The sequence below is a fragment of the Mycobacterium sp. 236(2023) genome (assembly GCF_029623955.1).
Classification (GTDB): domain Bacteria; phylum Actinomycetota; class Actinomycetes; order Mycobacteriales; family Mycobacteriaceae; genus Mycobacterium.
Window position 1 is genome coordinate 930663 of record NZ_JARSBP010000003.1, and the last position, 25333, is coordinate 955995.

At 66.6% G+C, this 25333-nt stretch carries 25 protein-coding genes; 18 read left to right on the forward strand and 7 right to left on the reverse strand.

Translation table 11 applies throughout. From position 1 onward, the window contains the following. Positions 1–41 precede the first annotated feature (41 nt). Positions 42–203: a hypothetical protein gene (locus tag P9A17_RS15830; protein ID WP_278039578.1), complete on the forward strand. Its 162-nt coding sequence runs from the start codon at positions 42–44 to the stop codon at positions 201–203. Here P9A17_RS15830 and P9A17_RS15835 read toward each other — a convergent pair. Next, a complete protein-coding gene (locus tag P9A17_RS15835; RefSeq protein WP_278039579.1) occupies positions 170–970 on the reverse strand; it encodes an adenylate/guanylate cyclase domain-containing protein in 801 nt (266 codons plus the stop codon). The genes P9A17_RS15830 and P9A17_RS15835 overlap by 34 nt on opposite strands. 25 nt (positions 971–995) lie before the next feature. Here P9A17_RS15835 and P9A17_RS15840 point away from each other — a divergent pair, with 25 nt between their 5' ends. Beyond that, positions 996–1931: a hypothetical protein gene (locus tag P9A17_RS15840; RefSeq protein ID WP_278039580.1), complete on the forward strand. Its 936-nt coding sequence runs from the start codon at positions 996–998 to the stop codon at positions 1929–1931. 2 nt (positions 1932–1933) lie between these two features. Here the strand turns inward: P9A17_RS15840 and P9A17_RS15845 are convergent, their stop codons facing one another. Continuing rightward, complete coding sequence (locus P9A17_RS15845; RefSeq protein WP_278039581.1) at positions 1934–2308, reverse strand: limonene-1,2-epoxide hydrolase family protein; 375 nt, start codon at positions 2306–2308, stop codon at positions 1934–1936. After that, on the reverse strand, positions 2305–3726 hold the full coding sequence (locus P9A17_RS15850) for a cytosine permease (protein WP_278039582.1): 1422 nt from the start codon (positions 3724–3726) through the stop codon (positions 2305–2307). The genes P9A17_RS15845 and P9A17_RS15850 overlap by 4 nt, the downstream gene beginning before the upstream one ends. An 87-nt stretch (positions 3727–3813) precedes the next feature. On the opposite strand from P9A17_RS15850, the gene P9A17_RS15855 reads away from it, so the two are divergent. Beyond that, positions 3814–4455 carry a TetR family transcriptional regulator C-terminal domain-containing protein gene (locus P9A17_RS15855; RefSeq protein ID WP_278039583.1) on the forward strand — a complete coding sequence of 214 codons (642 nt, stop codon included), beginning with the start codon at positions 3814–3816 and terminating at the stop codon, positions 4453–4455. A gap of 16 nt (positions 4456–4471) precedes the next feature. On the opposite strand, the gene P9A17_RS15860 is transcribed toward P9A17_RS15855, so the two are convergent. Both P9A17_RS15860 and P9A17_RS15865 read right to left on the reverse strand, forming a co-directional pair. Continuing rightward, a complete protein-coding gene (locus P9A17_RS15860; RefSeq protein WP_278039584.1) occupies positions 4472–7402 on the reverse strand; it encodes an aminotransferase in 2931 nt (976 codons plus the stop codon). Beyond that, positions 7399–8262 carry an alpha/beta hydrolase gene (locus P9A17_RS15865; protein ID WP_278039585.1) on the reverse strand — a complete coding sequence of 288 codons (864 nt, stop codon included), beginning with the start codon at positions 8260–8262 and terminating at the stop codon, positions 7399–7401. The genes P9A17_RS15860 and P9A17_RS15865 overlap by 4 nt, the downstream gene beginning before the upstream one ends. A 140-nt stretch (positions 8263–8402) precedes the next feature. Between P9A17_RS15865 and P9A17_RS15870 the strand changes: the two genes are divergently transcribed. The 12 genes from P9A17_RS15870 (at position 8403) to P9A17_RS15925 (ending at position 20369) form a co-directional block, all read left to right on the forward strand. Continuing rightward, a complete protein-coding gene (locus P9A17_RS15870) occupies positions 8403–8969 on the forward strand; it encodes a TetR/AcrR family transcriptional regulator (protein ID WP_278039877.1) in 567 nt (188 codons plus the stop codon). A gap of 58 nt (positions 8970–9027) precedes the next feature. Then, positions 9028–9501 (forward strand): VOC family protein, encoded by a 474-nt coding sequence (locus P9A17_RS15875; protein ID WP_278039586.1) that lies wholly within the window; start codon positions 9028–9030, stop codon positions 9499–9501. A 157-nt stretch (positions 9502–9658) separates the two neighbouring features. After that, positions 9659–10426 (forward strand): ABC transporter permease, encoded by a 768-nt coding sequence (locus P9A17_RS15880; protein ID WP_278039587.1) that lies wholly within the window; start codon positions 9659–9661, stop codon positions 10424–10426. Beyond that, the gene (locus tag P9A17_RS15885) at positions 10423–11277 is read left to right on the forward strand and encodes an ABC transporter permease (protein WP_278039588.1); all 855 of its coding nucleotides are present in this window, start codon (positions 10423–10425) and stop codon (positions 11275–11277) included. Before P9A17_RS15880 ends, P9A17_RS15885 begins: the two co-directional genes overlap by 4 nt. 3 nt (positions 11278–11280) lie before the next feature. Next, complete coding sequence (locus P9A17_RS15890) at positions 11281–12747, forward strand: MCE family protein (RefSeq protein WP_278039589.1); 1467 nt, start codon at positions 11281–11283, stop codon at positions 12745–12747. A 36-nt stretch (positions 12748–12783) separates the two neighbouring features. Then, positions 12784–13815 (forward strand): virulence factor Mce family protein, encoded by a 1032-nt coding sequence (locus tag P9A17_RS15895; protein WP_278039590.1) that lies wholly within the window; start codon positions 12784–12786, stop codon positions 13813–13815. Continuing rightward, positions 13812–15182 (forward strand): MCE family protein, encoded by a 1371-nt coding sequence (locus P9A17_RS15900; protein WP_278039591.1) that lies wholly within the window; start codon positions 13812–13814, stop codon positions 15180–15182. Before P9A17_RS15895 ends, P9A17_RS15900 begins: the two co-directional genes overlap by 4 nt. Continuing rightward, entirely contained in the window at positions 15179–16537 is a 1359-nt protein-coding gene (locus P9A17_RS15905) for an MCE family protein (protein WP_278039592.1), read from the forward strand. The genes P9A17_RS15900 and P9A17_RS15905 overlap by 4 nt, the downstream gene beginning before the upstream one ends. Then, positions 16534–17679, forward strand: coding sequence for an MCE family protein (locus P9A17_RS15910; RefSeq protein ID WP_278039593.1), 1146 nt, complete (start codon positions 16534–16536; stop codon positions 17677–17679). Before P9A17_RS15905 ends, P9A17_RS15910 begins: the two co-directional genes overlap by 4 nt. A 1-nt stretch (position 17680) precedes the next feature. Next, positions 17681–19141 carry an MlaD family protein gene (locus P9A17_RS15915; protein ID WP_278039594.1) on the forward strand — a complete coding sequence of 487 codons (1461 nt, stop codon included), beginning with the start codon at positions 17681–17683 and terminating at the stop codon, positions 19139–19141. Next, positions 19105–19719, forward strand: a complete 615-nt coding sequence (locus tag P9A17_RS15920) for an Mce protein (protein ID WP_278039595.1) — start codon at positions 19105–19107, stop codon at positions 19717–19719. Before P9A17_RS15915 ends, P9A17_RS15920 begins: the two co-directional genes overlap by 37 nt. Further along, positions 19716–20369 (forward strand): hypothetical protein, encoded by a 654-nt coding sequence (locus P9A17_RS15925; RefSeq protein ID WP_278039596.1) that lies wholly within the window; start codon positions 19716–19718, stop codon positions 20367–20369. Before P9A17_RS15920 ends, P9A17_RS15925 begins: the two co-directional genes overlap by 4 nt. 53 nt (positions 20370–20422) lie before the next feature. Here the strand turns inward: P9A17_RS15925 and P9A17_RS15930 are convergent, their stop codons facing one another. After that, complete coding sequence (locus P9A17_RS15930) at positions 20423–21232, reverse strand: SDR family oxidoreductase (RefSeq protein ID WP_278039597.1); 810 nt, start codon at positions 21230–21232, stop codon at positions 20423–20425. A 24-nt stretch (positions 21233–21256) separates the two neighbouring features. Between P9A17_RS15930 and P9A17_RS15935 the strand changes: the two genes are divergently transcribed. After that, positions 21257–22519 (forward strand): WS/DGAT domain-containing protein, encoded by a 1263-nt coding sequence (locus P9A17_RS15935; protein ID WP_278039598.1) that lies wholly within the window; start codon positions 21257–21259, stop codon positions 22517–22519. Here P9A17_RS15935 and P9A17_RS15940 read toward each other — a convergent pair. Then, positions 22516–23181, reverse strand: coding sequence for a TetR/AcrR family transcriptional regulator (locus P9A17_RS15940; protein WP_278039599.1), 666 nt, complete (start codon positions 23179–23181; stop codon positions 22516–22518). The genes P9A17_RS15935 and P9A17_RS15940 overlap by 4 nt on opposite strands. A gap of 69 nt (positions 23182–23250) precedes the next feature. Between P9A17_RS15940 and P9A17_RS15945 the strand changes: the two genes are divergently transcribed. Then, positions 23251–24702 carry a carotenoid oxygenase family protein gene (locus P9A17_RS15945; RefSeq protein ID WP_278039600.1) on the forward strand — a complete coding sequence of 484 codons (1452 nt, stop codon included), beginning with the start codon at positions 23251–23253 and terminating at the stop codon, positions 24700–24702. A 51-nt stretch (positions 24703–24753) separates the two neighbouring features. Beyond that, complete coding sequence (locus P9A17_RS15950; protein WP_278039601.1) at positions 24754–25287, forward strand: DoxX family protein; 534 nt, start codon at positions 24754–24756, stop codon at positions 25285–25287. Positions 25288–25333 lie beyond the last annotated feature (46 nt).

Genomic DNA, 25333 nt, shown 5'->3' on the forward strand with positions numbered 1-25333 from the left:
GTGCTTGGATTCACCCCCGCAGCTTATGCAGACTGGTGGGTATGCGTGGGATCTGGAAGTGGGTCGGGCTTGCCGGTGTCGCCGGCGTCGTCGCAGGTGGGGCATTGGTCGCGCGTGATCAGCGGCGTCGCAAGGCCTATACGCCGGACGACATCCGGGCTCGCCTGCATCAACGACTCGCCGAAGCCGACCGCACCGCATAGAGCGTGTGTGACCCGGTGAAGCCCTTGAGCTGCGCATCGCGTTCTCCGTCGACGACGATGTCCTCGCAGTCGGTGATCGCGTCGAACACAGTGGAGCTGACGAGAATCTCGCCGCCGTCGGCCTGACCGGCCACCCGCGCCGCCATCGCGACGTTACGGCCGAACAGGTCGTCGCCGCGCAGCACCGATTTCCCGGCGTGAATGCCAATCCTGACGCGAATATCGTTGGGGCGCTTGTGGAGTGATTGCTGGATCTCGATGCTGCAGCGGACCGCCTGTTCAGGCTGGGCGAACGCCACCATGAACCCGTCGCCCTGACTCTTGACGACGTACCCGTCGTGCTTGTCCACGTACCTGCGGACGGACTTGTCGTGCTTGCCGATCATCCGGACGTAGGCCCGGTCGCCGATGCGCTCGTTGAGTGCCGTCGACTCCTCGATGTCGGAGAACATGATCGCGACCCGGCCGCTGGGGGCCAGCCGCGCAAGATCGGGCCGCTCGACCTCGGCCCAGTCGGCGAGCTCCTCGATCGAGGACCGCACCGCTGCGCCGAACCCGTCCCGGCGCAGGATGTTGGCGGTCTGCCAGACCGTCTTCACGGCCTTCGTCCCACCCGACACCAGAAGCTGGCGGGTATCGAGGCGTCTCCGCAGCTCCTCGGTCTCCTCTCGGGCGGTCCTGAGATTTCTGGTCTGGATCGCCAACGCAACGCCGAGGCCTGCAGCCAGCAGCGCGAGCACGCACACTGCGATCAGCGTTCCCGTCACCCGTCCAGTATTGGATGCTGGTGAAGTGAGGATCGCGAAGGCCCCCTATTACGAGAGTCGTTTCATCCGCGCCAACGACCCCGATGGCGACCGCGCGCTGTGGCTTCGCGAGACATTGCTGCTGCCCACCGTGGGTGAACCGGTTGCCGACGTGTGGGTGATGTTGTTCGACCGATCGGGCCACCGGGCGGTCAAACGCCAGTATGCGATCGACGACGCCGACTTCGAAGACGGCGAGTGGACGGCCCGCATCGCCACGACGATTCTGACCGACGCCGCGGCGACGGGGACTCTGCCCGAGGCCCGCTGGGACCTCGCCATCACACCGGGCGCGGCGGAGCCGGTCCGGGTGCTCACCGACCGCGCCTACGAGCGGAAGTTCCCGGCCGCGAAGACGACGGTGCGTCACCCGCTGGCGCAGTTCGACGGACGCCTGGAGATCGCGGGTCGTGGCGTCGACGTCGACGGTTGGGTCGGCAGCATCAATCACAACTGGGGCACCCGGCACACCCCGGCGTATGCGTACGGGCAGGTGTGCGGATTCGACAACGCGCCGGAGTCGACGCTCGAGATCGTCACCGCGCGTGCCGCACTCGGGTCCGTGCTGCTGCCCGGTGTCACGTTGTTCGTGTTCCGGCACGGCGGGCAGGAATTCGCGGTGCGTGCTATCCGCGGCAGCCTCAAGACCCACGGCCGGTACTCGCCGTTCACGTGGACCTTCGGAGCGCGCGTGGGGGAGCAGATGATCGAGGGCGAGATCACCACGGTGCCCGGCGATGTCATCGGGCTGACGTACGCCGACACCCACGGCGGCGTGAAGTACTGCTACAACTCAGCGATCGCCAACTGCCGAATCCAGGTGGCGGGCAAAGCCTTCAACCGCACCGAACTGGTCAGCCGGCGCGCGATGTTCGAGATCCTGACCGACGAGCGCCTGGAGGCGGTGCCGTTGCTGGTGTAGCTCTACTGCCAGGCAGAGGTGACGGTTGCCATGTCGAAATAGTCGCGCCACGAAGCGATCTGGCCGTCGACGATCTCGAAGACGCCCGCGACGGGCAGCGCGAGTTCGCGACCGTCCTTGAACCGCATGACATCGGTGCGCTCGTTGAACACGAGGTTGCCCGAGCTGACCTGGCGATGCACCTGGAAGTCGATGCCGTCGACCATGCTCGTGAACTCCGCGATGAAATCCTTGATCGCTTCCCGGCCGACCATTGGGTCCATCGGAATGTTGTGATAGACGCCGTCTTCGGTGAAATGTTTGGCGAGAGCCGCCGGATCGGGATCCGTCCACTCGGCGCAGAACTCGGTCACCACATCGTCGGGGGAACGTGTCATTCCTCGATGAAACCGACTGTCGCCGCGTAAATCAACCCTGCGAGCACCGCCGACCCGGCGGTGCTCAGGTCCACACCGCCGGCGATGTCGGCCAGCGGTCCGATGTAGAGGGTCGTGTTGACGGCCAGCACTCCGAAGAGCGCACCGGCCGACCACGCGATCACCGCGGGAATGTTCCAGCCGCCGCAGAACCAATAGCGACCACCCTGACGCCCGTCGGCGAAGGCTTGCAGATCGGTCGTGTCGTAGGTCTTGGTGCGCAGCGCGCCGATCGCCAGGATCACGACCCATGGGGTGATGACGGCGTTGAGCGCCACCGTCATCGCGGTGACCGACTCGACCGCGTCGAACACGAAGACGCCGACGTAGAGCAACGCGATCGCGACGCCGGCGGTAATGATCGTCGTCTGGGTCCGCTTCAGCTGTGGCGCAAGCCCTTCCAGGTCCAGCCCGCTCGCGTACACGCACAGCACGCCCTGGCTCAGTCCGCCGAGAAGGGAGATGACGACGATCGGGACCACGTACCAGCCCGGTGCCGCGGCGACCAGGTCGTGCAGGTAGGAGTCGGTCACGTCGGTGAAGGACAGCGCGGTGAACGCGCCGAACAGGCTGGGCAGCAGGACGCCGACGAACATGCCGATCCCCAGCGCCGCGCAGATGGTGCCGTTGCCGAATCGCTGCGACGAGATCCGCCGGGTGTAGTCGCCGATCGTCGGACCGTAGGAGATCGGCGCCGCGGCGAACAGCACTGCCGACAGCGTCCACGTCTGCCAGAAGCCGCCGAGCGCGTAGTCGCCACCGGCGGTGGACGGGTCGAAGCTGCCGGCGAAGGCGACGACGCCGAGTGCCATCAATACGCCGACGACGGGGACGACGATCTTCTGCATCGCGACGATCGTGGCGTGGCCGTACAGCGCGACCGTCACCATCAGCGCCGCAACGGCGCCGTACGCGAGGCCGCGGGCCATATCGGTTTCCGGCGTGCCGAGGAGGCGGTGCGCCGCGGCGACGATCGCGTCACCGCTCGTCCACACCGTCACCGCCGCGAATCCCAGGGCGATCAGCAACGCGATCCCCGACCCGATGAACCTGCCCCGGATGCCGAAGAAGGCGCCGCTGGAGACCGTCATGTTCGTACCGGTGCGCGGCCCGATCGTCGCCGTCGGCAGTACCGCCAGCGTGCCTAGCGCGGTGCCGACGACCATCGAGGTGACCGTCTCCCAGAAGGACAGCCCGAACAGGATCGCGAACGCACCGAACACGACGTTCGTCCAGGTCAGGTTCGCCCCGAGGAACACCGCGCCCAGGTTGCGGGGGTGGGAGTCGCGCGCATCTTCGGGCAGGTACTCCACGCCAGCGGCTTCGACGGCCCCGACGCGGTCATTGGTGATGCGCAGTTCTTCTGTCGTGAGGGCCATGACGTACTCGCTTTGTTGATGGGCTCATCAATAGTGTTGATGTAGTGTTCAACAAGGTTTCGGTTTCGTCAACAGGAAGGACCGTCCGTGCCCGACGCAATCCGCGACGCCAAGCGCAAGCTGCCCGCTGAACGGCACGGCGAACTGCTGGCCAAGGCCGTCGACATCGCCCACGCCGAAGGGTTGTCGGCGGTGACCCTGCGCCGCGTCGCATCCGACATGGGCGTCACGGCAGGCCTGGTCAGTCATTACTTCTCGGCGGCCGAGCAGCTGATCGCCGCAGCGTTCCGGTCCGCTGCGCAAGCAGACCTGGACAGCGCCCGATCGCGAATCGCCGCGGCCGACGGTGCCGCGGACATGATGACCGCGTTGATCGACTATGTGCTGGCCGACGACGGCGACGAGGGCAGCGCGCTGTGGCTGGAGACCTGGACGCTGAGCCGCCGCAATGCCGTGCTGGCTGACGCCGCCGACGACCTGACCGGCCAGTGGCAGGACACGATCGCCGAAATTGTCGCGCTGGGGGAGCGCACTGGCGAGTTCACGGTCAGCGACGTCGATGCGGCCGCGCGCCGGCTGTTGACGCTGATCGACGGGTTGGGGTCACAGAAGGTCGTGCGCTCCGTGCCCGCCGCGGACGCCCAACACATCGCCCGGGCGTACGTCGCATCGGAGTTGGTGGCCCAACGTGAAGAAACGCCCGAGATCGAGACGAAATCTCGCGCATAGCTTCACGTTCGGCGCCCTACCAGCCCTCCATGAGAACCCGGTCGAGGGTGTCGACGTAGAAGTCGGCGGCCTCGATGTCCAGGCACAGCGGCGGCTTGGTCTTGAGGATGTTCTGGTGGTCGCCGGTCGGTTGGATGACGACGCCGAGTTCGAGCATCCGATCGCAGATGGCCGACGTCTCCTCGACCGCAGGCTCGAGCGTCTGCGGGTCGCGGATCATCTCGACGCCCAGGTACAGGCCGAAGCCGTGAACGGTTCCGACCAATGGGTGCCTGTCGCGCAATCCTTCCAGCCTGGCCTTGAGGTAACCGCCGACGTGAAGAGCGTTGTCCTGCAAACCTTCATCGCGCAACACGTCGAGCACCGTCAGTCCGACTGCACACGACAATGGGCTGCCGCCCGTGGACGAGAAGAAGTAACCCTGGCTGGAGAACGCGTCAGCTACCGCGCGTGTCGTGATGACCGCGCCCACCGGATACCCGTTGCCCACCGACTTCGCCACCGACACGATGTCGGGCACGGCGTGCTGCTGCTCGAACCCCCAGAACCATTGACCCAAGCGGCCGTAGCCGACCTGAACCTCATCCGAGACCGCCAGGCCGCCCCCGCCCCGGATCGCGGCGTACACCTGCTGAAGGTAGCCATCGGGCAGCGCCATGCCGCCGGCGTTGCCGTAAACGCTCTCGCAGATGAACGCCGCGGGAGCCCGCCCCGAGGCGATCAACTCCTCGATCTGCGCGACCGCGTCGCCTGCGTACCGGGACGCGTCGGCCCCCCGGTACTTGCCGCGAAAACTGTTCGGGGACTCGACGGTGTGGACCCAATCCGGGCGGGTGGCAAGAGCATTGGGGTTGTCGGCCGTCGACGTCGAGACCGCGTCGGTACCGTACGTCCAGCCGTGGTAGGCCTCCCGCACGGCGACCACGTCGCGACGGCCAGTTGCGGCAGTCGCCAACCGGATCGCCAGATCGCTGGCCTCCGAACCGGAATTCACCAGGAACACGGTGTCCAGGGGGTCGGGAAGGAGCGCCGCCAATCGCTCGCTGAACTCGACGACCGCCGAATAGTTGAATCGCGAGTTGGTGTTCAGCTTGCGCAGCTGCCGAGACGCCGTGCCCGCGATCCGCGGGTGAGCGTGGCCGAGGACCGTGACGTTGTTGACCATGTCGAGGTAGCTGCGCCCCTCGGTGGACATCAGGAAATGCCTTCTGCCCCGCTCGATCTGCGGCGGTGTGCGGTAGTAGAACTCCTGCACGGGAGCGAAACTCGCGTCTCGCCGCGCCAGCAGATCACCACCGTCGCCCCGCGTCAGCGGCGCAAGCCCGAGCAGCGGCCGCGGATCGCAGGTGTGCGCCAGCCAACCGGCGGCCACGTCGGCACGTGCGAACGGCGGCGCCGGGGTTGCGCCCACCGGGCGCACCGAGAGCCCGACGCGTTGCCTCGCCGAGAATCGGCCCAACACCTCACCCGCGATCGTCGGGCCCTCCGCGGCATCGGCCACACCGTCGACCGTCAGCTCGAAATGCTCGCCGCGCAACGTGACCCGCCCCGACGCGTCCGCCGTCACGTCGCCGTCCCACGGTGCCGCGAGATCCGTGTCGGCGGCCGCCCACAGGTCGATACTGGTGGCGACGACGTCAGGAGCCTCCTGACTCAGGCGCGCTGCATTGCACAGCCGGGCCTCGCCGTAACGGGTGACGACGAGCGGGGCGCCCTTCTGCAATGCAGCCCAAGCGGATTCGCTCACGAAGTCATCGGACAGCGCGCCGGCATCGTCGAACGCGTCGTCGTAGATGTCTGATGCGGTCGACAGGTCCAACGTCACCGCAGCCGCTCGCTCGACAGCGATGATCTGTGCCTGCACCCGGACCGGATGGGGCGCCTCGGCCAACCCGAGATGTGCTCGGATCGTCGCCGTCATCACATCCATCGGGATCGACGTGGCGAGCTCGAACATCCTCATCTCACCGTCGGTCTGGCCGGTGACGTAGTCGTTGTCGGGGTCGAGTACGGCCTGTTGGGCTCCGCTGACGATGAGAACCGCGGTGCGCAACACCAGCATCGGCCACAGCGCATCGATCTCGGCGGCCGCCAACGGGCGCACGGCGTGAAAAGCCTTGATCGCCGGAAGCACCGAAGTCGGCTCCGCGCCGGCATGCCCCAGCACCGACGACGCGGCGATCGCCAGCTCGGACACCGCCCACGTGTGCGAGAGGTCGCCGAAATCGATGACGCCGTCCGGGGTTCCGGCAGCGGAAACCACGACGTTGGCATCGGTCAGGTCGATATGCGCGGCCTGCCGGGGTAACGCCTCATCGAGCACCGTGATCCGCGACCATGCGTCTCGTGCCGCCGTCTGCAAGCGGCCCCGCAGATCCAGGTCAGCGACATGCGAGCTGAGCTCGTCCACGACCGCCATCCCGAACCTCAAGTCCCACTGCAGGATCCGGTCGAGGCCCGGATGGTTGAAGTCCCGCAGCGCCCGGCTCACCCGGCCGGCAACATCACCGAGTCCGGCGACCCTCGCCGGCGTGAGGTAACCCGACTCGATCAGCGTTCCGCCGGGCAGGTACTTCAGCAGCCGGACATACGCGGTTCCCTCGACCAGACCCGTGACTGCGGTGCAGTTCTCGCCCGCGGAGTTGGGCAGCGGGACCGCCACCCGAAGGCCCGGTTCGGTGTCGGCGATCAGCTCGGCCGCGACATCCTGGGCGGCGATCTCGTCGGCGGTGAATGCCGGGTTCGCGATCTTCAGGACGCCGAGCGCGCCGCCGTCGTCGCCGTGGACGATGAAGTTCTTGTCCTGCTGACTACCCAGCGACGTGACACGGGCAGTGAGTCCGTAATGGGAGGCCAGGATCTCTTGTGCCGCAGCCTCACTCACCTGAGGCGCAGGCAACTCGCGCTGCTCCAGGAAATTGAAGCCGGCGCACGACGGCGTGCTCACGGCCGCAACACGAACTCGCTGACGACTTCGGAGAAGGCGTCGTTGTCATCGCCCGCGGCGGTGTGGCCCGCCCCGGACAGTTCGGCGAATTCGGTGCCCGGCACCTTGGCCAGGAAATCCTGGACCGCTTCTTCGCTCACCACATCGGAGAGTTTTCCTCGGATCAGCAAAATCGGAACGGTCAGCTCGATCGCGGCCTGCTCGAGCAATTCGACACGGACGAACGGATCCTCGTTCGGCTTGGTCAGGAACGCGGGATCCCAGTGCCAGTACCAGCGGCCGTTGCGCTGGCGCAGGTTCTTCTTGAGGCCTTCGGGGCTACGGGGTTTCGAGCGGTGCGGCAGATACGCGGCGACGGCGTCGGCGGCCTGCTCGAGCGAGTCGAAACCGTGCACGTGGCTGAACATGAAATCGCGGATACGCGCGCTGCCGTCCTTTTCGTACCGCGGCACCACATCGACGAGGACGAGGCGGGACACCATGTCCGGGCCGGCCTGCCGAGCCGCCAGGATGCCCGTCAGCCCGCCCATGCTCGCGCCGATCAGCACGGTGGGCCGTCCGATCGCGTCGAGCACACGCAGCGTGTCCTCGCACAGTGCCTCGACGGTGTACCTGGCGTCGGGGGAGCGGTCGCTGTCGCCGTGCCCGCGGCTGTCCAGGGCCACGACGTGCAAACCCTGCGACGCGAGAATGTCCCCGGTCTTCTTCCACGAGAAGCGGTTCTGGCCGCCGCCGTGCAACATCAGAACCGACGGGCGGGACTCGTCAAAGCTGACCGTCTGCTCTGGGTTGTTCCACTCGTCGGCGACGAGAGCGAGATCGTCTGCGCCCCGGAACGTCGCGGTCTTCGAATCGCTCACAGGCGTCCTCTCGGCTAACCCCGGACGATCACGTTACTCAGCGCGCGTGTTGCGGCCATCTTGGGTCCGGTGAGGCTCCACTTTCCCTAATATTTACGGTCGTGCAACCCGATGCTCGCGACGACGACCGCCGAAAGATCATGGCTGCCGCCTGTCGGTTCCTCGCGGACTCCCAGTCCGGGCCGGTGCCGATGGCGGCGCTGCTGCGCAGCGCAGGAGTGTCCAGCCGAGCGTTCTACCGGCATTTCGTCTCCAAGCACGACCTGTATCTGGCCCTGCTCGAACAGGAGTGTCGGGCCGTCGTCGACCAAGTTGAGCGCATCGCCGACGAGGCCTCCGGTTCTCCGGTCGAACAGCTCGCGGCGTGGATCGGGGCGATGTTCGACATCGTGGTCGACCCGGGCCAGCGGATGCGGCTGATCGTCATCGACTCCGAGGAGGTCCGGGTGGCCAAGGGCTACCGCGAAGTGCGGGAGTGGCTGCACACCGAGCGTGAGCGTTCTCTCGCCGAGATCCTGCGCCGGGGTCAGGCCGACGGGTCTTTTCCGGTGACCGACCCCGACACCGACGCCGTAGCGATCAATGCCACCGTCAGCCGCGTCCTCGGAGCTCAGACCTCCGACGACCCGGAGGTCTACAAGCAGGCACAGGTGGCTGTCGTCGATTTCGCGCTACGAGTCGTGGGGGTTCCCGCCGACCGGCGATGAGTTGTCGGCATTCGCGAGGTCCCAACGGTATCGAGAATTCGACCGACAGGAGACCGCCATGCCCGCCATCACACCCTCGCTCTGGTTCGACAACGACCTGGAGGACGCCATCGCGTTCTACAGCTCGATCTTCCCGAACTCGTCGGTCGAATCGATCGAGCGCTACACCGAAGCCGGTCCGGGGACTCCGGGCGAGGTGGTGTCAGCGACGTTCACGCTGGACGGGCAGCGGTTCATCGGGATCAATGGCGGGCCGATGTTCCCGTTCACCGAGGCGGTCTCGTTCACGGTGGCCTGCCGAGACCAGGCCGAGGTCGACCACTACTGGGATCGACTGGTCGACGGGGGCGAGGAATCGCAGTGCGGATGGCTCAAGGACCGCTACGGGCTGAGTTGGCAGATCGTGCCCGACCGGCTGACCGAACTCACCACCGATGCTGACCCGGCAAAGGCGGCGGCAGCCACCAGGGCCATGCTCGGCATGCACCGCATCGTCATCGCCGAGCTGGAAGACGCTGTAGCAGGGCTTTAAGCCGCGATCCGGAGCTCGTGTTGCCCGGCCAGAATTTGTTGATATACGGTTCTCCAGCGTCCTCACCTGTGTAACCTCAGCGGCACCCAAACTGGGTCCAGGCCGGTTGTTGGGGGGACCTATGGCGGTGAGGGTTACACGAGGAGGGACCGGTTAAATGGTCGCTTCTGGCGTGATCTCCAAACCCATGCGCGCCTTCGGCGGGTTCTTCTCGATGGCGCTGGACACCTTCGCCGTGATGTTCAAGCCGCCGTTCGCCTGGCGCGAGTTCATCAGTCAGTCCTGGTTTGTCGCGCGCGTGTCGATCATCCCGACGCTGATGCTCACCATTCCGTACACGGTGCTGCTGACCTTCACGTTCAACATCCTGCTCACCGAGTTCGGCGCTGCCGACTTCTCCGGCACCGGTGCCGCGCTCGGCACCGTCCGCCAAATCGGGCCCATCGTCACGGTTCTGGTGGTCGCGGGCGCGGGTGCGACGGCGATGTGTGCCGACCTCGGCGCCAGAACGATCCGCGAGGAACTCGACGCGTTGCGCGTGATGGGGGTCAATCCCATTCAGGCGCTTGTCGTTCCACGGGTGCTGGCCGCGACGCTGGTGTCGCTGGCCCTGTCGGCGACGGTGATCCTGGTCGGCCTGGCCGGTGCGTACTTCTTCTGCGTCTACATCCAGAACGTGTCGCCGGGCGCCTTCGCCTCCGGGCTGACGCTGATCATCGGCGCCCCCGACGTCATCATCGCCCTCGTCAAGGCGGCGCTGTTCGGTCTGTCGGCCGGAATGATCGCTTGCTACAAGGGCATTTCGGTCGGCGGCGGACCCGCCGGGGTCGGCAATGCCGTCAACGAGACCGTCGTGTTCACGTTCATGGCGCTGTTCGCCATCAACATCGTCGCCACAGCCGTCGCGGTGAAGGTGACGATGTGACCGTCTCGCGGCCCCACTCCCAGTTCCCGTGGCTCAAAGCCCGGTACCGCTCCATCGCGGGACCGTGGAATCAGGTTGGGGTTCAGACGAAGTTCTACGGCCGCACGCTGCGTTCGGTCGTCATTGCCGTCACCCGGTACCGCATCGAGCTGATCCGGCAGATCGCCCAGATGGGTTTGGGTGCAGGGGCGTTGATCGTCATCGGCGGCACCGTCGCGATCGTCGGATTCCTGACGGTCACCACCGGAGCGCTAGTCGCGGTGCAGGGCTACACGGACTTCGCGGAGATCGGCGTCGAGGCGCTGACCGGATTTGCGTCGGCGTTCTTCAACGTGCGGCTGATCGCACCGGCGACGACGGCCGTCGCGCTGGCGGCGACGATCGGCGCGGGCGCCACCGCTCAACTGGGTGCGATGCGCATCAACGAGGAGATCGACGCGCTCGAGGTGATGGGCATCCGCAGCGTCGCCTATCTGGCGTCGACCCGGGTCATCGCCGGTCTGCTGGTGGTCATTCCGCTGTACTGCGTCGGGGTGCTCGCCTCCTTCTGGGCGGCCCGCTTCGGCACCACAGTGATCTACGGCCAGTCGACCGGTGTCTACGACCACTACTTCCGGACGTTCCTGAACCCGACGGACCTCGTCTGGTCCTTCGCCCAGTGCATCGTGCTGGCCGTTGTGATCATGCTGGTGCACACCTATTACGGCTTCAGCGCCAGCGGCGGACCCGCCGGCGTCGGTGAGGCCGTGGGACGTGCCGTGCGCACGTCGCTGATCCTGTCCGCGTTCGTACTCGTGATGATCTCCCTTGCGGTGTACGGGCAATCCGGCAATTTCAACTTGGCGGGCTGAGCGATGGACGACGAAGGACTCAAGCCGGGATGGTGGACGCTCATCCTGGTTGTGCTGTTCGTCGTGGCCATCTACGTGACGTACGCGCTATTCACCGGGTCGCTGAAAAGCACGGTGCCGGTGACGTTGACGTCCGATCGGGCGGGCCTGGTCATGGAGACCAACGCCAAGGTCAAGCTGCGCGGCGTGCAGGTGGGCCGGGTGTCGAACATCGCGGTGACGGGTCAGACCGAGCCTGCCGTGGCCCTGCAGCTGGAGATCGATCCCGATCAGGTGCAGTACATTCCGTCGAACGTCGAGGCCCAGATCCGGGCCACCACGATCTTCGGCGCGAAGTTCGTGGACCTCGTCTTCCCTGACGACCCGAGCAACCAGCGCCTCGAATCCGGCCAGGTGCTGGTGTCGCGCAACGTCACCACCGAGGTGAACACGGTCTTCCAGAATCTGGTGGAGGTGCTGGATCAGGTCGACGCGGCGAAGCTGAACAGCACGCTGTCGGCCCTCGCGGATGGTGTTCGCGGACAGGGCGAACGGATCGGCCAGGCCACCACGGACGCCAATCAGGTTCTGCTGGCGCTCAATCCGCGCAACGAGACCATCACCGCCGACCTGCGGTCGCTGGACGCGTTCAACCAGACCTACAGCGCTGCGGCACAGGACATCCTGACGACGTTGGACGCTGCGAGCACGACCAGCACCACCGTGGTCAACCAGTCCAAGGAGCTGGATGCGTTGCTGCTGTCCACCGTCGGGCTGTCGAACAGCGGCATCAACCTGCTCGCGCCCAGCCAGGCGAACCTGATCAAGGCCGTCAACGTGCTGGCGCCGACGACCAACCTGCTCCTCAAGTACAACCCCGAGTACACCTGTCTGCTGTTGGGCGTCAAGCACCTGCTCGACAACGGTGGGTATGAAAGCCCCGGCGGCAACGGCCGTTCGCTGGTGCTTGACGCCGGGTTGGCCTTCGGTGACGACCCCTACAAGTACCCGCAGCACCTGCCGATCATCGGTGCCAAGGGTGGTCCGGGCGGCAAGCCCGGCTGCGGCTCCCTGCCGGACGTGTCGAAGAACTGGCCGGTGCGAAACCTGGTCACCAACACCGGTTTCGGCTCAGGTCTGGACTGGCGGCCCAACCCGGGCATCGCCTTCCCGATCTATGCCAACTACTTCCCGGTGACGCGCGCCGTGCCGGAGCCCCCGAGCATCCGCAACAACTTCGGCGGGCCCGCCATCGGACCGGTTCCATACCCCGGTGCTCCCGCCTACGGAGCGCAGCTGTACGCGCCCGACGGCACGCCGCTGTGGCCCGGGCTGCCGCCCGCGCCGCCGCCGGGAGCTCCGCGGGATCCCGGCCCGCGCCCCGGATCTGAGCCGTTCGTCGTTCCGAATCCGGCCCAGCTGCAGCCGACCGCTGTTCCGTATCCGTTCGTCCCGCCCCCGGTTCCGGCGCTTCCCGGACCGCCCCGCTAGAACTCACACCGACCAGAACGCACAGAAAGGCAAGCGATGGCAGTCAGTGTCCGCCGAGACGCCACGCGCCTCGGCGTGTTCCTGGCTGTGTGCCTGCTCGGTGTGTTCGGTCTGTTCGCGGTGTTCGGCCAGATGCGCTTCGGGGAGAAGTCGCACGATTACCGCGCCGAGTTCATCAACGTGACGGGCTTGGAGACCAACGATTTCGTTCGCATCGCCGGAGTCGAGGTCGGCAAGGTCACGAACGTCGAGATCCAGCCCGACACCACGGCTCTGGTGGAGTTCTCCGCCGACGACTCGGTGGTGCTCACCGAGGGAAGCCGCGCCGTCATCCGGTACGACGATCTGATCGGCGGCCGGTATCTCGCGTTGGAGGAAGGCGCGGGCGGTACGCAGAAGCTCAACGCCGGCGAGACCATCCCGTTGGCCCGGACCTCACCGGCGTTGGACCTCGATGCACTGATCGGTGGGTTCCGGCCGCTGTTCCAGGCGCTCAATCCCGAACAGATCAACGCTTTGTCGGGCCAGCTCATCACCGCGCTGCAGGGCCAGGGTGGCACCGTGAACTCGTTCCTGGCGCAGACGGCTGCGCTGACGAGCACGCTGGCTGACCGCGATCAGCTGATCGGCGACGTCATCGTCAACCTGAACACGGTGCTGGGGTCGCTGGGTGATCAGAGCGACCAGTTCGACAAGGCGGTCACCTCATTGTCCGAACTCGTGGAGGGGCTTGAGTCCCGCGGGCAGGACATCAGCGACGGGCTGGCGTACACGAACGCCGCCGCGGGAAGCATCACCGACCTGCTGTCGGAGGCCCGGCCCCCGCTGCAGAAGGTGATCACCGAGACCGACCGCAGCGCCGGGATCGTCGTCGCCGATCACGAGTACTTCGACAACGTCATCAACACACTGCCGGACGCCTACAAGGCGCTGGCCCGGCAGGGTATCTACGGCGACTTCTTCAGCTTCTACCTGTGCGACCTCGTCCTGAAGACCAACGGCAAAGGCGGACAACCGGTTTACATCAAGGTCGCGGGCCAGTCCAGCGGGAGGTGCGCACCTCGATGAAGCCGTTCAGCGAGCGCAACCAGTTCATCATCGGCGCGGTCGGCGTCGGGATCACGGCGGCCATCGTGCTCGGCGCGGTGAACTACGACAAGTTGCCGTTCTTCGATCCGGGCCGCGAGTACACCGCACATTTCGCCGAGGCAGGCGGGCTGACCACCGATGCGGCCGTGCAGGTTTCGGGTTTCAAGGTCGGCCAGGTCAAGCACATCGAGCTTGACGGCCCGCAGGTGCTCGTGACGTTCACCGTCGACAAGGACATCCGGCTCGGCGATCGCACCGAGGCCGCGATCAAGACCAAGGGGCTGCTGGGCACCAAGATCCTCGAGGTCGTCGCTCGCGGTGAAGGCCAGCAGGACGGCACGATCCCGCTCGACCGCACGACGTCGCCGTATCAGCTCCCCGATGCGCTCGGAGAGTTGGCGACCACGATCAGCGGACTGAACACCGATCAGCTGTCCGAGTCGCTCCGGGTGCTCTCGGCCACGTTCGCCGACACCCCGCCTCAGCTCAAGATCGCGGTGGAAGGGGTGGCACGGTTCTCCGACACCCTCAACGAGCGCGACGCCGAACTGCGCGGTCTGCTCGCCAACGCGAACAAGGCCACCACCGTCCTGGCTGAGCGCAGCGATCAGGTCGTCAGCCTGGTGTCGAACACCAACGCGCTGCTGGCCGAATTGCAGAGTCAGAGTGCGGCATTGGATCAGATCTCCGGCAGCATCTCCGCACTGAGCCAGCAGCTGCAGGGTTTCATCGGCGAGAACCGCGCCACGATGAAGCCCGCGCTGGACAAACTCAACGGGGTGCTGACGATCCTCGACAACCGCAAGGAACGCCTTCAGGAGTCGCTGAAACTGCTGAACCAGTACTCGCTGTCGCTGGGCGAGTCGGTGTCATCGGGCCCGTTCTTCAAGAACTACATCTCCAATCTGCTGCCCGGCCAGTTCCTGCAGCCGTTCATCGACGTGGCCTTCTCCGATCTCGGCCTGGACCCGAATGTGCTTCTGCCGTCGCAGCGTTTCGACCCGCAGGTCGGCCAGCCCGGCACGCCCGCGATGCCGGTGCCGTTCCCGCGGACCGGCCAGGGCGGCGAACCACGCATGACGATTCCCGATGCCATCACCGGCAACCCCGGGGATGCGGGGTGCGGCCCTGGCGGTCCTGGTGGCCTGCCCGCGCCGGGCCCGACGGGGTGCTACCCGTATCGCGAACCGCTGCCCGCGCCGCCGCCGGGCGGACCGCCGCCGGGACCGCCCGCGTTGGCACCGCACGGAACGGGATCCATTCCGACCCCGAACACCGGGCTCTTCGTTCCCGCTCCCGGTGAAGCGCCCCCGCTCGTTCCCGTTCCCGGGGAGGGCACGCCATGAAGAACCCCAGAACCTGGGTCGGTCTCGTCCTGGTCGCGCTGCTGGTCGTCGGCGTCGCAATCCTGGTGAGAACGACGGACAAAGTGAACCGCATTAACGTCGTCGGCTACTTCGACAACAGCAACGGCATCTACGTCGGTGACGACGTCCGCATCCTCGGCGTGCCGGTCGGCAGCATCACCTCGATCGAACCCGAACCCGAACGGGTCAAGATCTCGTTCTGGTACGACAGCCGTTACGACGTGCCCGCCGAGGCGAGCGCCGCGATCCTGTCACCGGCGCTGGTCACCTCCCGCGCGATCCAGCTCACGCCCGTCTACACCGGTGGGCCGGTAATGGGCGACAACACGGTCATCCCCGAGGAGCGGACCGTCGTGCCCGTCGAATGGGATCAGGTGCGGGGACAGCTGGAACGTCTCAGCGAGACGTTGCAGCCGACCGAACCCGGCGGGGTGAGCCCGCTCGGATCGGTGATCAACACGACCGCCGACAACCTGCGGGGCCAGGGCGCCAGCATCCGCGAGACCGTCGTCAAGCTGTCGCAGGCGTTTTCGGCGCTGGGCGATCACAGCACCGACATCTTCTCGACGATCAAGAACCTCGCGATCCTGGTGTCGGCACTGCAGGACAGCACGGACCTGATGCGGCAGCTGAACCAGAACCTGGCCTCGGTCACCGGGCTGCTGGCCGACGGTCCCGACGAAGTGGCCAGCGCGATCAGGGATCTCAACGCGGTCGTCCCCGAGGTGCAGGCTTTCGTCGCGGAGAATCGCGACGCCCTGGGGACCACCTCGGAGAAGCTGGCGGGTGTCACCACGGCGCTCAACGAGAGCCTCGACGATGTCGAGCAGTTCCTGCACAGCTCGCCGAACACCTTCCAGAACTACGTCAACATCTGGCAGCCGGCCCAGGGTGGCGCGAGCGCCATCCTGGCGGTCAACAACTTCGCCAACCCGATCCAGTTCCTGTGCGGCGCAGTGCAAGCCGCATCCCGCCTGGGCGCCGAAGAATCGGCCAAGCTGTGCGTGCAATACCTCGCACCGATCATGAAGAACCGCCAGTACAACTACCCGCCGCTGGGTCTCAACCAGCTCATCGGTGCCACCACACGGCCCAACGAGCTGACCTACAGCGAAGATTGGCTGCGCCCCGACTACATCCCGCCGGGTGGTCCTGCGCCTGTCGGTCCGCCGCCGCCGGGTATTGCCGCGCCGCCGGCCGCCGACCCGGCGACACTTCCGCCCGGCCAGGGACCGCTGATGCTCAACGCCCCGCCGGGGGCGGCCGAGGTGCCGGTTCCCACGGATCCGAACGCGGGCCTGCAGGGCATGATGGTGCCGGGAGGCGGGTCATGAGACCGGCGGTAAAGACGGCGACGGCCGTCCTCGCTGTCGCCGTAGCCGCATCCGGATGTGGTTGGCGGGGACTGAACTCCGTCCCGCTGCCGGGTACCCAGGGCCACGGGCCGGACTCGTTCACGATCCAGGCGCAGATGCCCGATGTCGACAACGTCGAGCAGAACTCCCGCGTCCGCGTCGGTGACGTCAACGTCGGCACTGTCAGCAAGATCGAGCGCCAAGGCTGGAACGCGTTGGTCACCATGACGATCGACGGCGACGTGAACCTGCCCGCCAACGCGACCGCCAAGATCGGCCAGACCAGCCTGCTGGGCTCGCAGCACATCGAGTTGTCGCCGCCGCCGAACACGCCGCCGGAAGGCCGACTCAAAGAAGGCACGCTGATCCCGCTGGAGAACGCGGGCGCCTTCCCGACCACCGAGCAGGCGCTGGCCGCGGTCGCGCTTCTGCTCAACGGCGGTGGGCTGGGCCAGATTCAGGACATCACCGAGGCGCTCAGCGTCGCGTTCACCGGCCGGGAAAACGACCTGCGCAGCCTGATCGAACAACTCGACATCGCTGTCGGCCATCTCGACGATCAGAAGAACGACATCATCGCCACCTCGGAGAGCCTCGACAACTTGGTCGGGCAGATCGCCGAACAGAAGCCCGTCGTCGACAGGGCGTTGAAGACCATCCCGGATGCGCTGGCGGTGTTGCGCGATCAACGAGACCAGTTGTCCGAAGCCCTGGTGCAGCTCGGCAGATTCAGTGCGCTGGCAGCGGATTCGGTCAACCAGACTCAGGAAGCGCTCGTTCAGGAACTCAAGGACATCGGCCCCGTACTGCAGTCGCTGGCCGACGCCGGGCCCGCGCTGACGCGGTCGCTGAGCTTCCTGCCGACGTTCCCGTTCCCGAAAGAAACGCTGACCAACTGGCTGCGTGGCGATTACGCCAACCTGACGCTGATCGTCGACCTGACGCTGAGCCGGATCGACCAGGGCTTCTTCACCGGAACCCGGTTCGAGTGCAACCTGACTTGGCTGGAGTTGCAGTGGGGTCGCACCATCGGGCAGATGCCGAGCCCCTGCAACCACAACGTCCCGTACCCCGGTGGCAACCCGCTGGTTGCGCCGTACCGCTGGGATCAGGGGCGCTGACATGAGACTGACCCGACAGATGCTCATCCAGCTCGCGATCTTCCTGCTGCTGGCCGTAACCGCTTTGGGCATCATGGTTTTCGGATACATGCGGCTGCCGGCGATGATGGGCATCGGCCAGTACAAGGTGACCCTCGAGCTGCCGGAGACGGGTGGTCTCTATGAGCGGAGCAACGTCACCTACCGCGGCTCGCAGGTCGGCATCGTGGACAGCGTCGGTCTTACCGACAGCGGAGTGGCGGCGCAGTTGTCGCTCGATTCGGGTGTCGACATCCCCGCCGACCTGATCGCATCGGTGCGCAGCCAGTCGGCGGTCGGCGAACAGTTCGTCGAGCTCGTCCCGCAGAGCGCCGACGGGCCGGTTCTCAGCGACGGTGACGTCATTCCGCGGGACCGTGCCACGGTGCCACCGGACGTGAACACGGTTCTTGAGCTGACCAACGAAGGGCTCCAAGCGATCCCGCAGGAGAACCTCAGGACGGTCATCGACGAGTCCTACCTGGCAGTCGGAGGGCTCGGCCCCGAACTGCGGCGTCTCGTCAGCGGGTCGACGCAGCTGGCGATCGACGCCAGGGCGAACCTGGATTCGCTGACGACGGTGATCGACGACGTGCAACCGGTGCTCGATTCCCAGACCGACACGTCGGGCGCCATTCAGGCATGGGCGGCGAACCTGGCGGACATCACCGGTCAGCTGCAGCGCGAGGACGCCTCGGTGTCGGGCGTGCTCAGGAACGGGCCCGGCGCGGCCGAAGAGGTGCGTGCGCTGTTCGATCAGCTGCAACCGACGCTGCCGATCGTGTTGGCCAACCTGGTGAACGTCGGTGAAGTCGCCGTCACCTATCAGCCCAACCTCGAGCAGCTGCTCGTGCTGCTGCCGCAGGGCACCGCCGTGACCCAGGCGGTCGGCGTCGCCAAGAACGGCACCAAGCAGGACTACATGGGTGACTACCTCACCCTCAATCTCAACCTCAACATCCCGCCGCCCTGCAACACCGGCTTCTTGCCGCCCCAGCAGCAGCGGCCGCCGACGTTCGAGGACTATCCCGACCGGCCGGCAGGTGACGTGTACTGCCGCGTGCCGCAGGACGGCGCCTTCAACGTCCGAGGAGCTCGCAACATCCCCTGCGTCACGGTGCCGGGCAAACGCGCACCGACCGCCAAGATGTGTGAGAGCAGCGAGAACTACGTGCCGCTGAACGACGGATACAACTGGAAGGGCGACCCGAACGCGACGTTGTCCGGTCAGGCCGTCCCGCAGCTGCCTCCTGGTGAACAACCAGCAGAAGTGCCTCCTCCGCCGGGCCCGGCGCCGCCACCGATCGCGGCCGCCGAATATGATCCCGCGAACGGCACGTACGTTGGACCGGACGGACGTGTGCACACACAGTCCAACCTGGCCCAGGGTGCCACAGAGGAGCGAACATGGCAGACGATGCTGCTGCCCCCGACGGGGAACTGACCGACGCCGAGGAGCAGACGGCAGCCGCCGAACCTGAGGATGCCGAGCTCGACGACACCGACGAGACCGAAGAAGAGGCTCCGGCGAAGGCGCCGATGTCGCACGTCTCCCTCGCCCTCATCGCAGGCCTTGTCGGTGTGCTGGCGCTCGCGGGTCTCACGGGGTGGCTGGGCTATCAGACCTACGAGTCGCACCGCGCCGAGGAGCAGCGCAGCCTCTTCCTCCAGGTCGGCCGGCAGGGTGCGCTGAACCTGACGACGATCAACTACGAGAGTGCCGAAGCCGACGTCCAGCGCATCCTCGATTCGGCGACGGGCACCTTCTACGATGATTTCCAGCAGCGCGCGGAACCGTTCGTCCAGGTGGTCAAGCAGGCCCAGTCGAAGTCCGTCGGCACCATCTCCGAGGCAGGCCTGGAGTCCGCCGGCGACGACGAGGCCCAAGTTCTCGTCGCGGTCAACGTCCAGACGACGAACGCCGGCGCCCCCGAACCCCAACCGCGGGCGTGGCGGATGCGGATCTCGGTGCAGGACATCGACGGACAGGCCAAGGTGTCGAACGTGGAGTTCGTGCCGTGACCGAAGACGTGAAGGACGACGAGGCGACCAAGACCGTGGCAGACGACGAGACCACAGCCGAAGAGATCGAGGAGTCGACGGCGGTCGAGGAGTCCGTGGGCACCGAGGAACCGGCGGAGTCGGGTACCGCGAAGAAAGGCCTCGACTGGAAGCGCGTCGTCGCGTTCGTCGTGCTGCCCGCGCTGGCGCTCGTCCTCGCGGCCGGTGCCGGTTACCTCAAGTGGCAGGACGACACCAACAGCGACGGCGTCATTCAGGTCGACGTCTCCGGATCGCGGTCACCGGCCGAGGTCGCCGTGCAGGCGGCCCGCGACAGCACGATCGCGTTGTTGTCGTACACGCCCGACAAGGTCGAGGAGCAGCTCGGCGCGGCGCGCGAGCTGCTGACCGGTGAGTTCCGGGACTCCTACACCTCGCTGACCAGCGATGTCGTGATCCCGGGTGCGAAAGAGAAGCAGATCTCGGCGCTCGCGTCGGTGCCGGCGGCGGCATCGGTGTCGGTGGATCGTGACAAAGCGGTCGTGCTGTTGTTCGTGAACCAGACGGTGACGGTCGGCTCCGATCCGCCGACCGACACCGCGTCCAGCGTGCGGGTGACGCTGGAGAAACACGACGACCGCTGGCTGATCTCGCAGTTCGACCCGGTGTAGACGCGCGATACGGGCGCAGTTGGTCAACGTCAGATTGACCAACTACGCCGAAATCACTTCTTCCGGCCGCCGGGGTGGCTGCGCGCCAGCATCGGCAATAGCATCCATCGCGGGGCGAGCCGGTTCAGCATCGCCGCGGCACGATTGGGAGCGCCGGGCACGATGACCCGCCGGCCACGCGCGAGACCGTCGATCGCGGTCTTGGCCACGGCATCGGCCTCTTCCCAGAGGAACTTCGGCAGCAGCTTCTCGGCCTCCTCGTCGGGAATGCCTGCGGCCTCGCCGAATCCGGTGCGCACCGGGCCCGGGCACACGACAGCGGCCGTCACCCCGGTGCCCTTGAGCTCCTCGCTCATCGCCTCCGTGTAGGACAGCACGAACGCTTTGGCCGCGCCGTAGGACGCCTGCCAGGGCACCGGCCCGAACGCGCCGACGGACGCGACGTTGAGCACCGCGCCACCGCCGCGGGCCACCATGCCGGGGACGAACCGGGTGCACAAGTCGACGACGGCGGCGACGTCGACCTCGACGAGCCGCAGTTCCGCGGCGACGTCGACGGCGGTGACCGCACCCAGGTTGGACATCCCGGCGTTGTTGACGAGGATGTCGACGGTCAGCCCGAGGGCGGCGACCTGGCCCGGCAGCGACGCACGATCGTCCGGATTCGCGAGATCGACCGGGACGACGTACGCGCCAGGGCCGAGTGAGTCGGCCAGCGACCGAAGACGATCGGCACGCCGCGCAACCAGGATCACCTGATATCCGCGCCCCATCAGTTCGCGGGCGATCTCCTCGCCGATTCCCGACGATGCGCCGGTGACCAGAGCCGCGCCGGTACGGGACGGGCTCGGCAGCGGCGGCATGCGGCACAGCCTAGCCTGGGGCACATGACCGTGAGCCGACTTGCCGCGGTGGACGCCCAGAGCTTGTGGACATCGGGTGCGATTCCCAACGACCACTACGCGCTGTATGCGTTCGGAGAGCCGCAGAGCGGACTGGAACCCGCATTGCAGGAGATCCGGGACAGAGCACGCGCGTGTTCCGCGCTGCGAATCCGCATCGCCGACACCGGCTTCTGGACCTACCCGGTGTGGGACCCGTGTGAGGTCGGAGAGGGTCAGTTCGTCGTCCATGAGTTGGCCGACCGTATTTGGGCGGCATGTTTGGCGGCGGTGCGCAGCCTGACCGACGATCAGCTCGATCAGCGGGTGATGTCCTGGCGGTTGCATGTGTACCCGGCGATCGACGGGGTGCCGGGCACGGGACGCGGCACGGTCGCGGTCCTGCAGGCCTCGCATGCGTTCGCCGACGGCAAGCGGTCCGCGGCGCTGGCGGGGTACCTGTTCGGCCGAGAGGGGGAGGTACCTGCTGTCACGGTGCCATCGCGTAGCGTCCTCGCATTTCCGCGACGCTCGATCGCGGCGGCGTTGACCCATCGCAGACTGGTCCGCGACACGGCCGCGGGTCTGGTTCCTGCGCAAGCAGATTCACGGCCGGCGATGCGCACCAACACGCGACCCGCCGGCGCCAGAGACATCCGGACCGTGATCCGCGACCGGGCGGAACTGCCGGGGCCGACGGTGACCGTCGGGGTGCTGACGGCGGTGTCGGCGGCGCTGGCCGGACACCTGCGTGAGCTCGGCGACGACCCTTCGCTGCTCGGAGCTGAGGTCCCGATGGCGAAGGTGGGGCCACGCCTGGCGAACAACCACTACGGCAACGTCGGGATCGGGCTGTATCCGGACGTCGAAGCGGGGCAGCGAGCCCGGCGAATCGCCGCGGACCTGTATCAGCGTCGCCGCCGCCGGAGCCATCCGGCGATGCGCGCTGAGGCGGAAGCGCTCGCAGCGGTGCCGGCTCCCGTATTACGTTGGGGGGTAAGCATGTTCGACCCGGATGTTCGCTCGCCCACGGTGAACGGCAACACGGTGGTGTCCAGCGTCGATCGCGGGGCGAAGGACCTCCGGTTCGGCGATGCTCCTGTTCTGCTGGCCGCGAGCTTTCCGGCTCTGTCCCCGATGATGGGATTGACGCACGGTGTCAACGGAATCGGCGAGACGATCACCATCAGCGTGCACGCGGCTGAGTCGTCAATCGGAGATGTCGACGCGTACGTGGACCGGCTGGAGTCGGAGCTTCGCGGGTCCTAGGCCAGCGTCGCGACGACCTTCTCCATGGATTGTGTTGCGGCGTCGCGGTCGTCGCCCATTCCGACCAGCGTGTCGATGATCAGCGGGCCGAGGATCTGGACCAGGCCGTGCCCTTCGTGGCCGAAGAAGCCGGCCAGCTCGAGCATGACGGCACCGTGGTTGATACTCCACAATCGGCCGGCCACGGCGAGCTCGTCGTCGTCGCGGATCCGGCCGGCATCGATCATCCGGTGGACTGCGTTGTGCAAGGCCCCGAACGACGCCGTCCACTCGGCACGGTTGGTCGCGCTCTCGGAGACCGTGATGTCGCTGCGGAACTTGGAGATCGACGCCGGGGACGTTGCGCCGAAGATCAGTTGGTAGCGCTGGGGATTGGCGAGCGCGAACTGGTGGTAGGCCAGCCCCATCGACAGGAAGTCGGCGACCGGGTCGTCGGTTTCGGGTATGTCGGTGAGGACTTCGGTGAATCGGAGGAAAACCTGCACGGCGATCGCGTCCAGCAGCCCGGACATGCCGCCGAAGTGGGTGTAGAGCGCCATCGTCGACGTGCCCGCCCGGGTGGTGACACTGCGCGCACTCAACGCGGAGAGGCCATCGCGTTCCATCAGTTCGATCCCGGCTGCGACGAGCTTGTCGGGCAAGGCTTCGCGCGGCGAACTCATGGTTGCCATGCTGCCATAACGGTGTTATACACAAGGGACTTATAACGCTGTTATAGGAGAGGTGTCGCGATGGGGAACGCATATCTGGAAGGCGCGTTGGCGCCGATCTCCGAGGAGTTGACGCTGACCGATCTCGAGGTCACGGGCGCTATTCCCGAGTATCTGGACGGCCGTTACCTGCGCAACGGGCCCAACCCGATCGGCGAGATCGATCCCGACCTCTACCACTGGTTCGTCGGAGACGGCATGGTCCACGGCATCCGGATGCGTGCCGGAAAGGCCGAGTGGTACCGGAACCGGTGGGTGCGCGGCCCGCAGGCGACGCGTCTGCTCGGTGAGCCCAAGCGTGAGGGGCATGTCGGCCTCGCCTCGGTCGGAGCGAACACCAACGTCATCGGGCACGCGGGAAAGACATTGGCGCTCATCGAGTCCGGCGCAGCGAACTACGAGCTCACGGAAGAACTCGACACCGTCGGCGTCTGCGATTTCGACGGCACCCTGAGTGGCGGCTACACCGCCCATCCCAAACGTGATCCCGACACCGGTGAGCTGCACGCGATGTCGTACAACTTCCTGAACGGAAACGCAGTGCAGTACTCGCTCATCGGGACCGACGGCCGCGCCAGGCGGACCGTCGACATCGAGGTCGCCGGCAGCCCTATGATGCACGACTTCTCGCTGACGGAGCGCCACGTCGTCATCTACGACCTGCCGGTGACCTTCGACGCCCGCAAGGCCGCCGCGATCACCGTGCCGCGGAACCTGCGGCTGCCCGCACGACTGGTGTTGTCCGCGTTGATCGGTCGCGTGCGCATTCCCGATCCGGTGACGGCACGCATACCCCGGAGCCAAACGTCGGACAAGGGCTTTCCGTACTCGTGGAACCCGCGCTATCCCGCGCGGGTCGGCGTCATGCCACGCGAAGGCACCAATGCCGACGTCCGGTGGTTCGACGTCGAACCCTGCTACGTCTTCCACCCGATGAACGCCTATGACTCGCCCGAGGACAACACGATCGTCCTCGACGTCGTGCGACACCCGAAGATGTTCGCCACCGACCACCTCGGCCCCAACGAGGGCTCGCCTACGCTCGACCGCTGGACCGTCGACCTCGCCGACGGCAAGGTGCGCGAATCCCGCCTCGACGACCGCGGACAGGAGTTCCCCCGTGTCGACGAGCGGCGCGTCGGCAAGAAGCATCGCTACGGTTACGCGCCGCACGTCACCGAAGGGGCCGTCGCGGACGGTGTCCTGCTCAAGCACGACTTCGTGGGTGGCGGAAGCGCGACGCGATCCTTTGGAGCGGGTAAGAGCGTGGGCGAGTTCGTGTTCCATCCGTCGAGCCCGGGTGCCGCCGAGGACGACGGCGTGCTCATGGGTTATGTCTACGACCACGCAACCGACCGCAGTGAGCTCGCGATTCTCGACGCGGCCACCCTCGAGGACGTTGCGAGCGTCAAGCTCCCGCACCGCGTGCCCGCCGGATTCCACGGAAACTGGGTGCCCTCGAACACGGGGTAGGCCCAGGGGTGGGGTGGGCGGCGGCGTGACAGATGTTCTAAGTTTTGTTACATGACTGCCTACGACAGTTCCATGGACGTCGGACTCCTGATCTTGCGTGTCGTCCTCGGCCTGACCATGGCCGCCCACGGCTACAACAAGTTCTTCGGCAAGGGTGGGCTCAAGGGCACCGCCGGCTGGTTCGACAGCATGGGGATGAAGCCGGGCATGTTCCACGCCCGCGTCGCCGCCACCACCGAGATGGCGGCCGGCCTGGGCCTTGCGGTCGGTCTGCTCACCCCGATCCCGGCCGCCGGATTCGTGGCGCTGATGTTCGTCGCGGCCTGGACGGTGCACAAGGAGAACGGCTTCTTCATCGTCAAGGAAGGCTGGGAGTACAACCTGGTGCTGGCCGCCTCGGCCGTCGGCATCGCCACCATCGGCGCCGGCAAGCTCAGCCTCGACTACGCCCTCTTCGGCACATCCGGCGTGTACGAGTACCTGCACGGCTGGTGGGGGCTGCTCATCGCGCTCGTCCTCGGCCTCGCCGGTGGTATCGGTCAGCTGGTCATCTTCTACCGCCCGCCCGCCAAGACCGCGTCGTAGAAGCCAACTACACCCGAACCGCTCAGGCGAACTGGAACACGTTCTA

Coding starts and splice junctions, on each gene's coding strand:
- P9A17_RS15830 (WP_278039578.1), top strand. CDS start 42: ATGCGTGGGATCTGGAAGTGGGTCGGGCTTGCCGGTGTCGCCGGCGTC.
- P9A17_RS15845 (WP_278039581.1), bottom strand. CDS start 2,308: ATGACACGTTCCCCCGACGATGTGGTGACCGAGTTCTGCGCCGAGTGG.
- P9A17_RS15850 (WP_278039582.1), bottom strand. CDS start 3,726: ATGGCCCTCACGACAGAAGAACTGCGCATCACCAATGACCGCGTCGGG.
- P9A17_RS15870 (WP_278039877.1), top strand. CDS start 8,403: ATGGCTGCCGCCTGTCGGTTCCTCGCGGACTCCCAGTCCGGGCCGGTG.
- P9A17_RS15875 (WP_278039586.1), top strand. CDS start 9,028: ATGCCCGCCATCACACCCTCGCTCTGGTTCGACAACGACCTGGAGGAC.
- P9A17_RS15880 (WP_278039587.1), top strand. CDS start 9,659: ATGGTCGCTTCTGGCGTGATCTCCAAACCCATGCGCGCCTTCGGCGGG.
- P9A17_RS15890 (WP_278039589.1), top strand. CDS start 11,281: ATGGACGACGAAGGACTCAAGCCGGGATGGTGGACGCTCATCCTGGTT.
- P9A17_RS15895 (WP_278039590.1), top strand. CDS start 12,784: ATGGCAGTCAGTGTCCGCCGAGACGCCACGCGCCTCGGCGTGTTCCTG.
- P9A17_RS15900 (WP_278039591.1), top strand. CDS start 13,812: ATGAAGCCGTTCAGCGAGCGCAACCAGTTCATCATCGGCGCGGTCGGC.
- P9A17_RS15905 (WP_278039592.1), top strand. CDS start 15,179: ATGAAGAACCCCAGAACCTGGGTCGGTCTCGTCCTGGTCGCGCTGCTG.
- P9A17_RS15910 (WP_278039593.1), top strand. CDS start 16,534: ATGAGACCGGCGGTAAAGACGGCGACGGCCGTCCTCGCTGTCGCCGTA.
- P9A17_RS15915 (WP_278039594.1), top strand. CDS start 17,681: ATGAGACTGACCCGACAGATGCTCATCCAGCTCGCGATCTTCCTGCTG.
- P9A17_RS15920 (WP_278039595.1), top strand. CDS start 19,105: ATGGCAGACGATGCTGCTGCCCCCGACGGGGAACTGACCGACGCCGAG.
- P9A17_RS15930 (WP_278039597.1), bottom strand. CDS start 21,232: ATGCCGCCGCTGCCGAGCCCGTCCCGTACCGGCGCGGCTCTGGTCACC.
- P9A17_RS15935 (WP_278039598.1), top strand. CDS start 21,257: ATGACCGTGAGCCGACTTGCCGCGGTGGACGCCCAGAGCTTGTGGACA.
- P9A17_RS15940 (WP_278039599.1), bottom strand. CDS start 23,181: ATGAGTTCGCCGCGCGAAGCCTTGCCCGACAAGCTCGTCGCAGCCGGG.
- P9A17_RS15945 (WP_278039600.1), top strand. CDS start 23,251: ATGGGGAACGCATATCTGGAAGGCGCGTTGGCGCCGATCTCCGAGGAG.
- P9A17_RS15950 (WP_278039601.1), top strand. CDS start 24,754: ATGACTGCCTACGACAGTTCCATGGACGTCGGACTCCTGATCTTGCGT.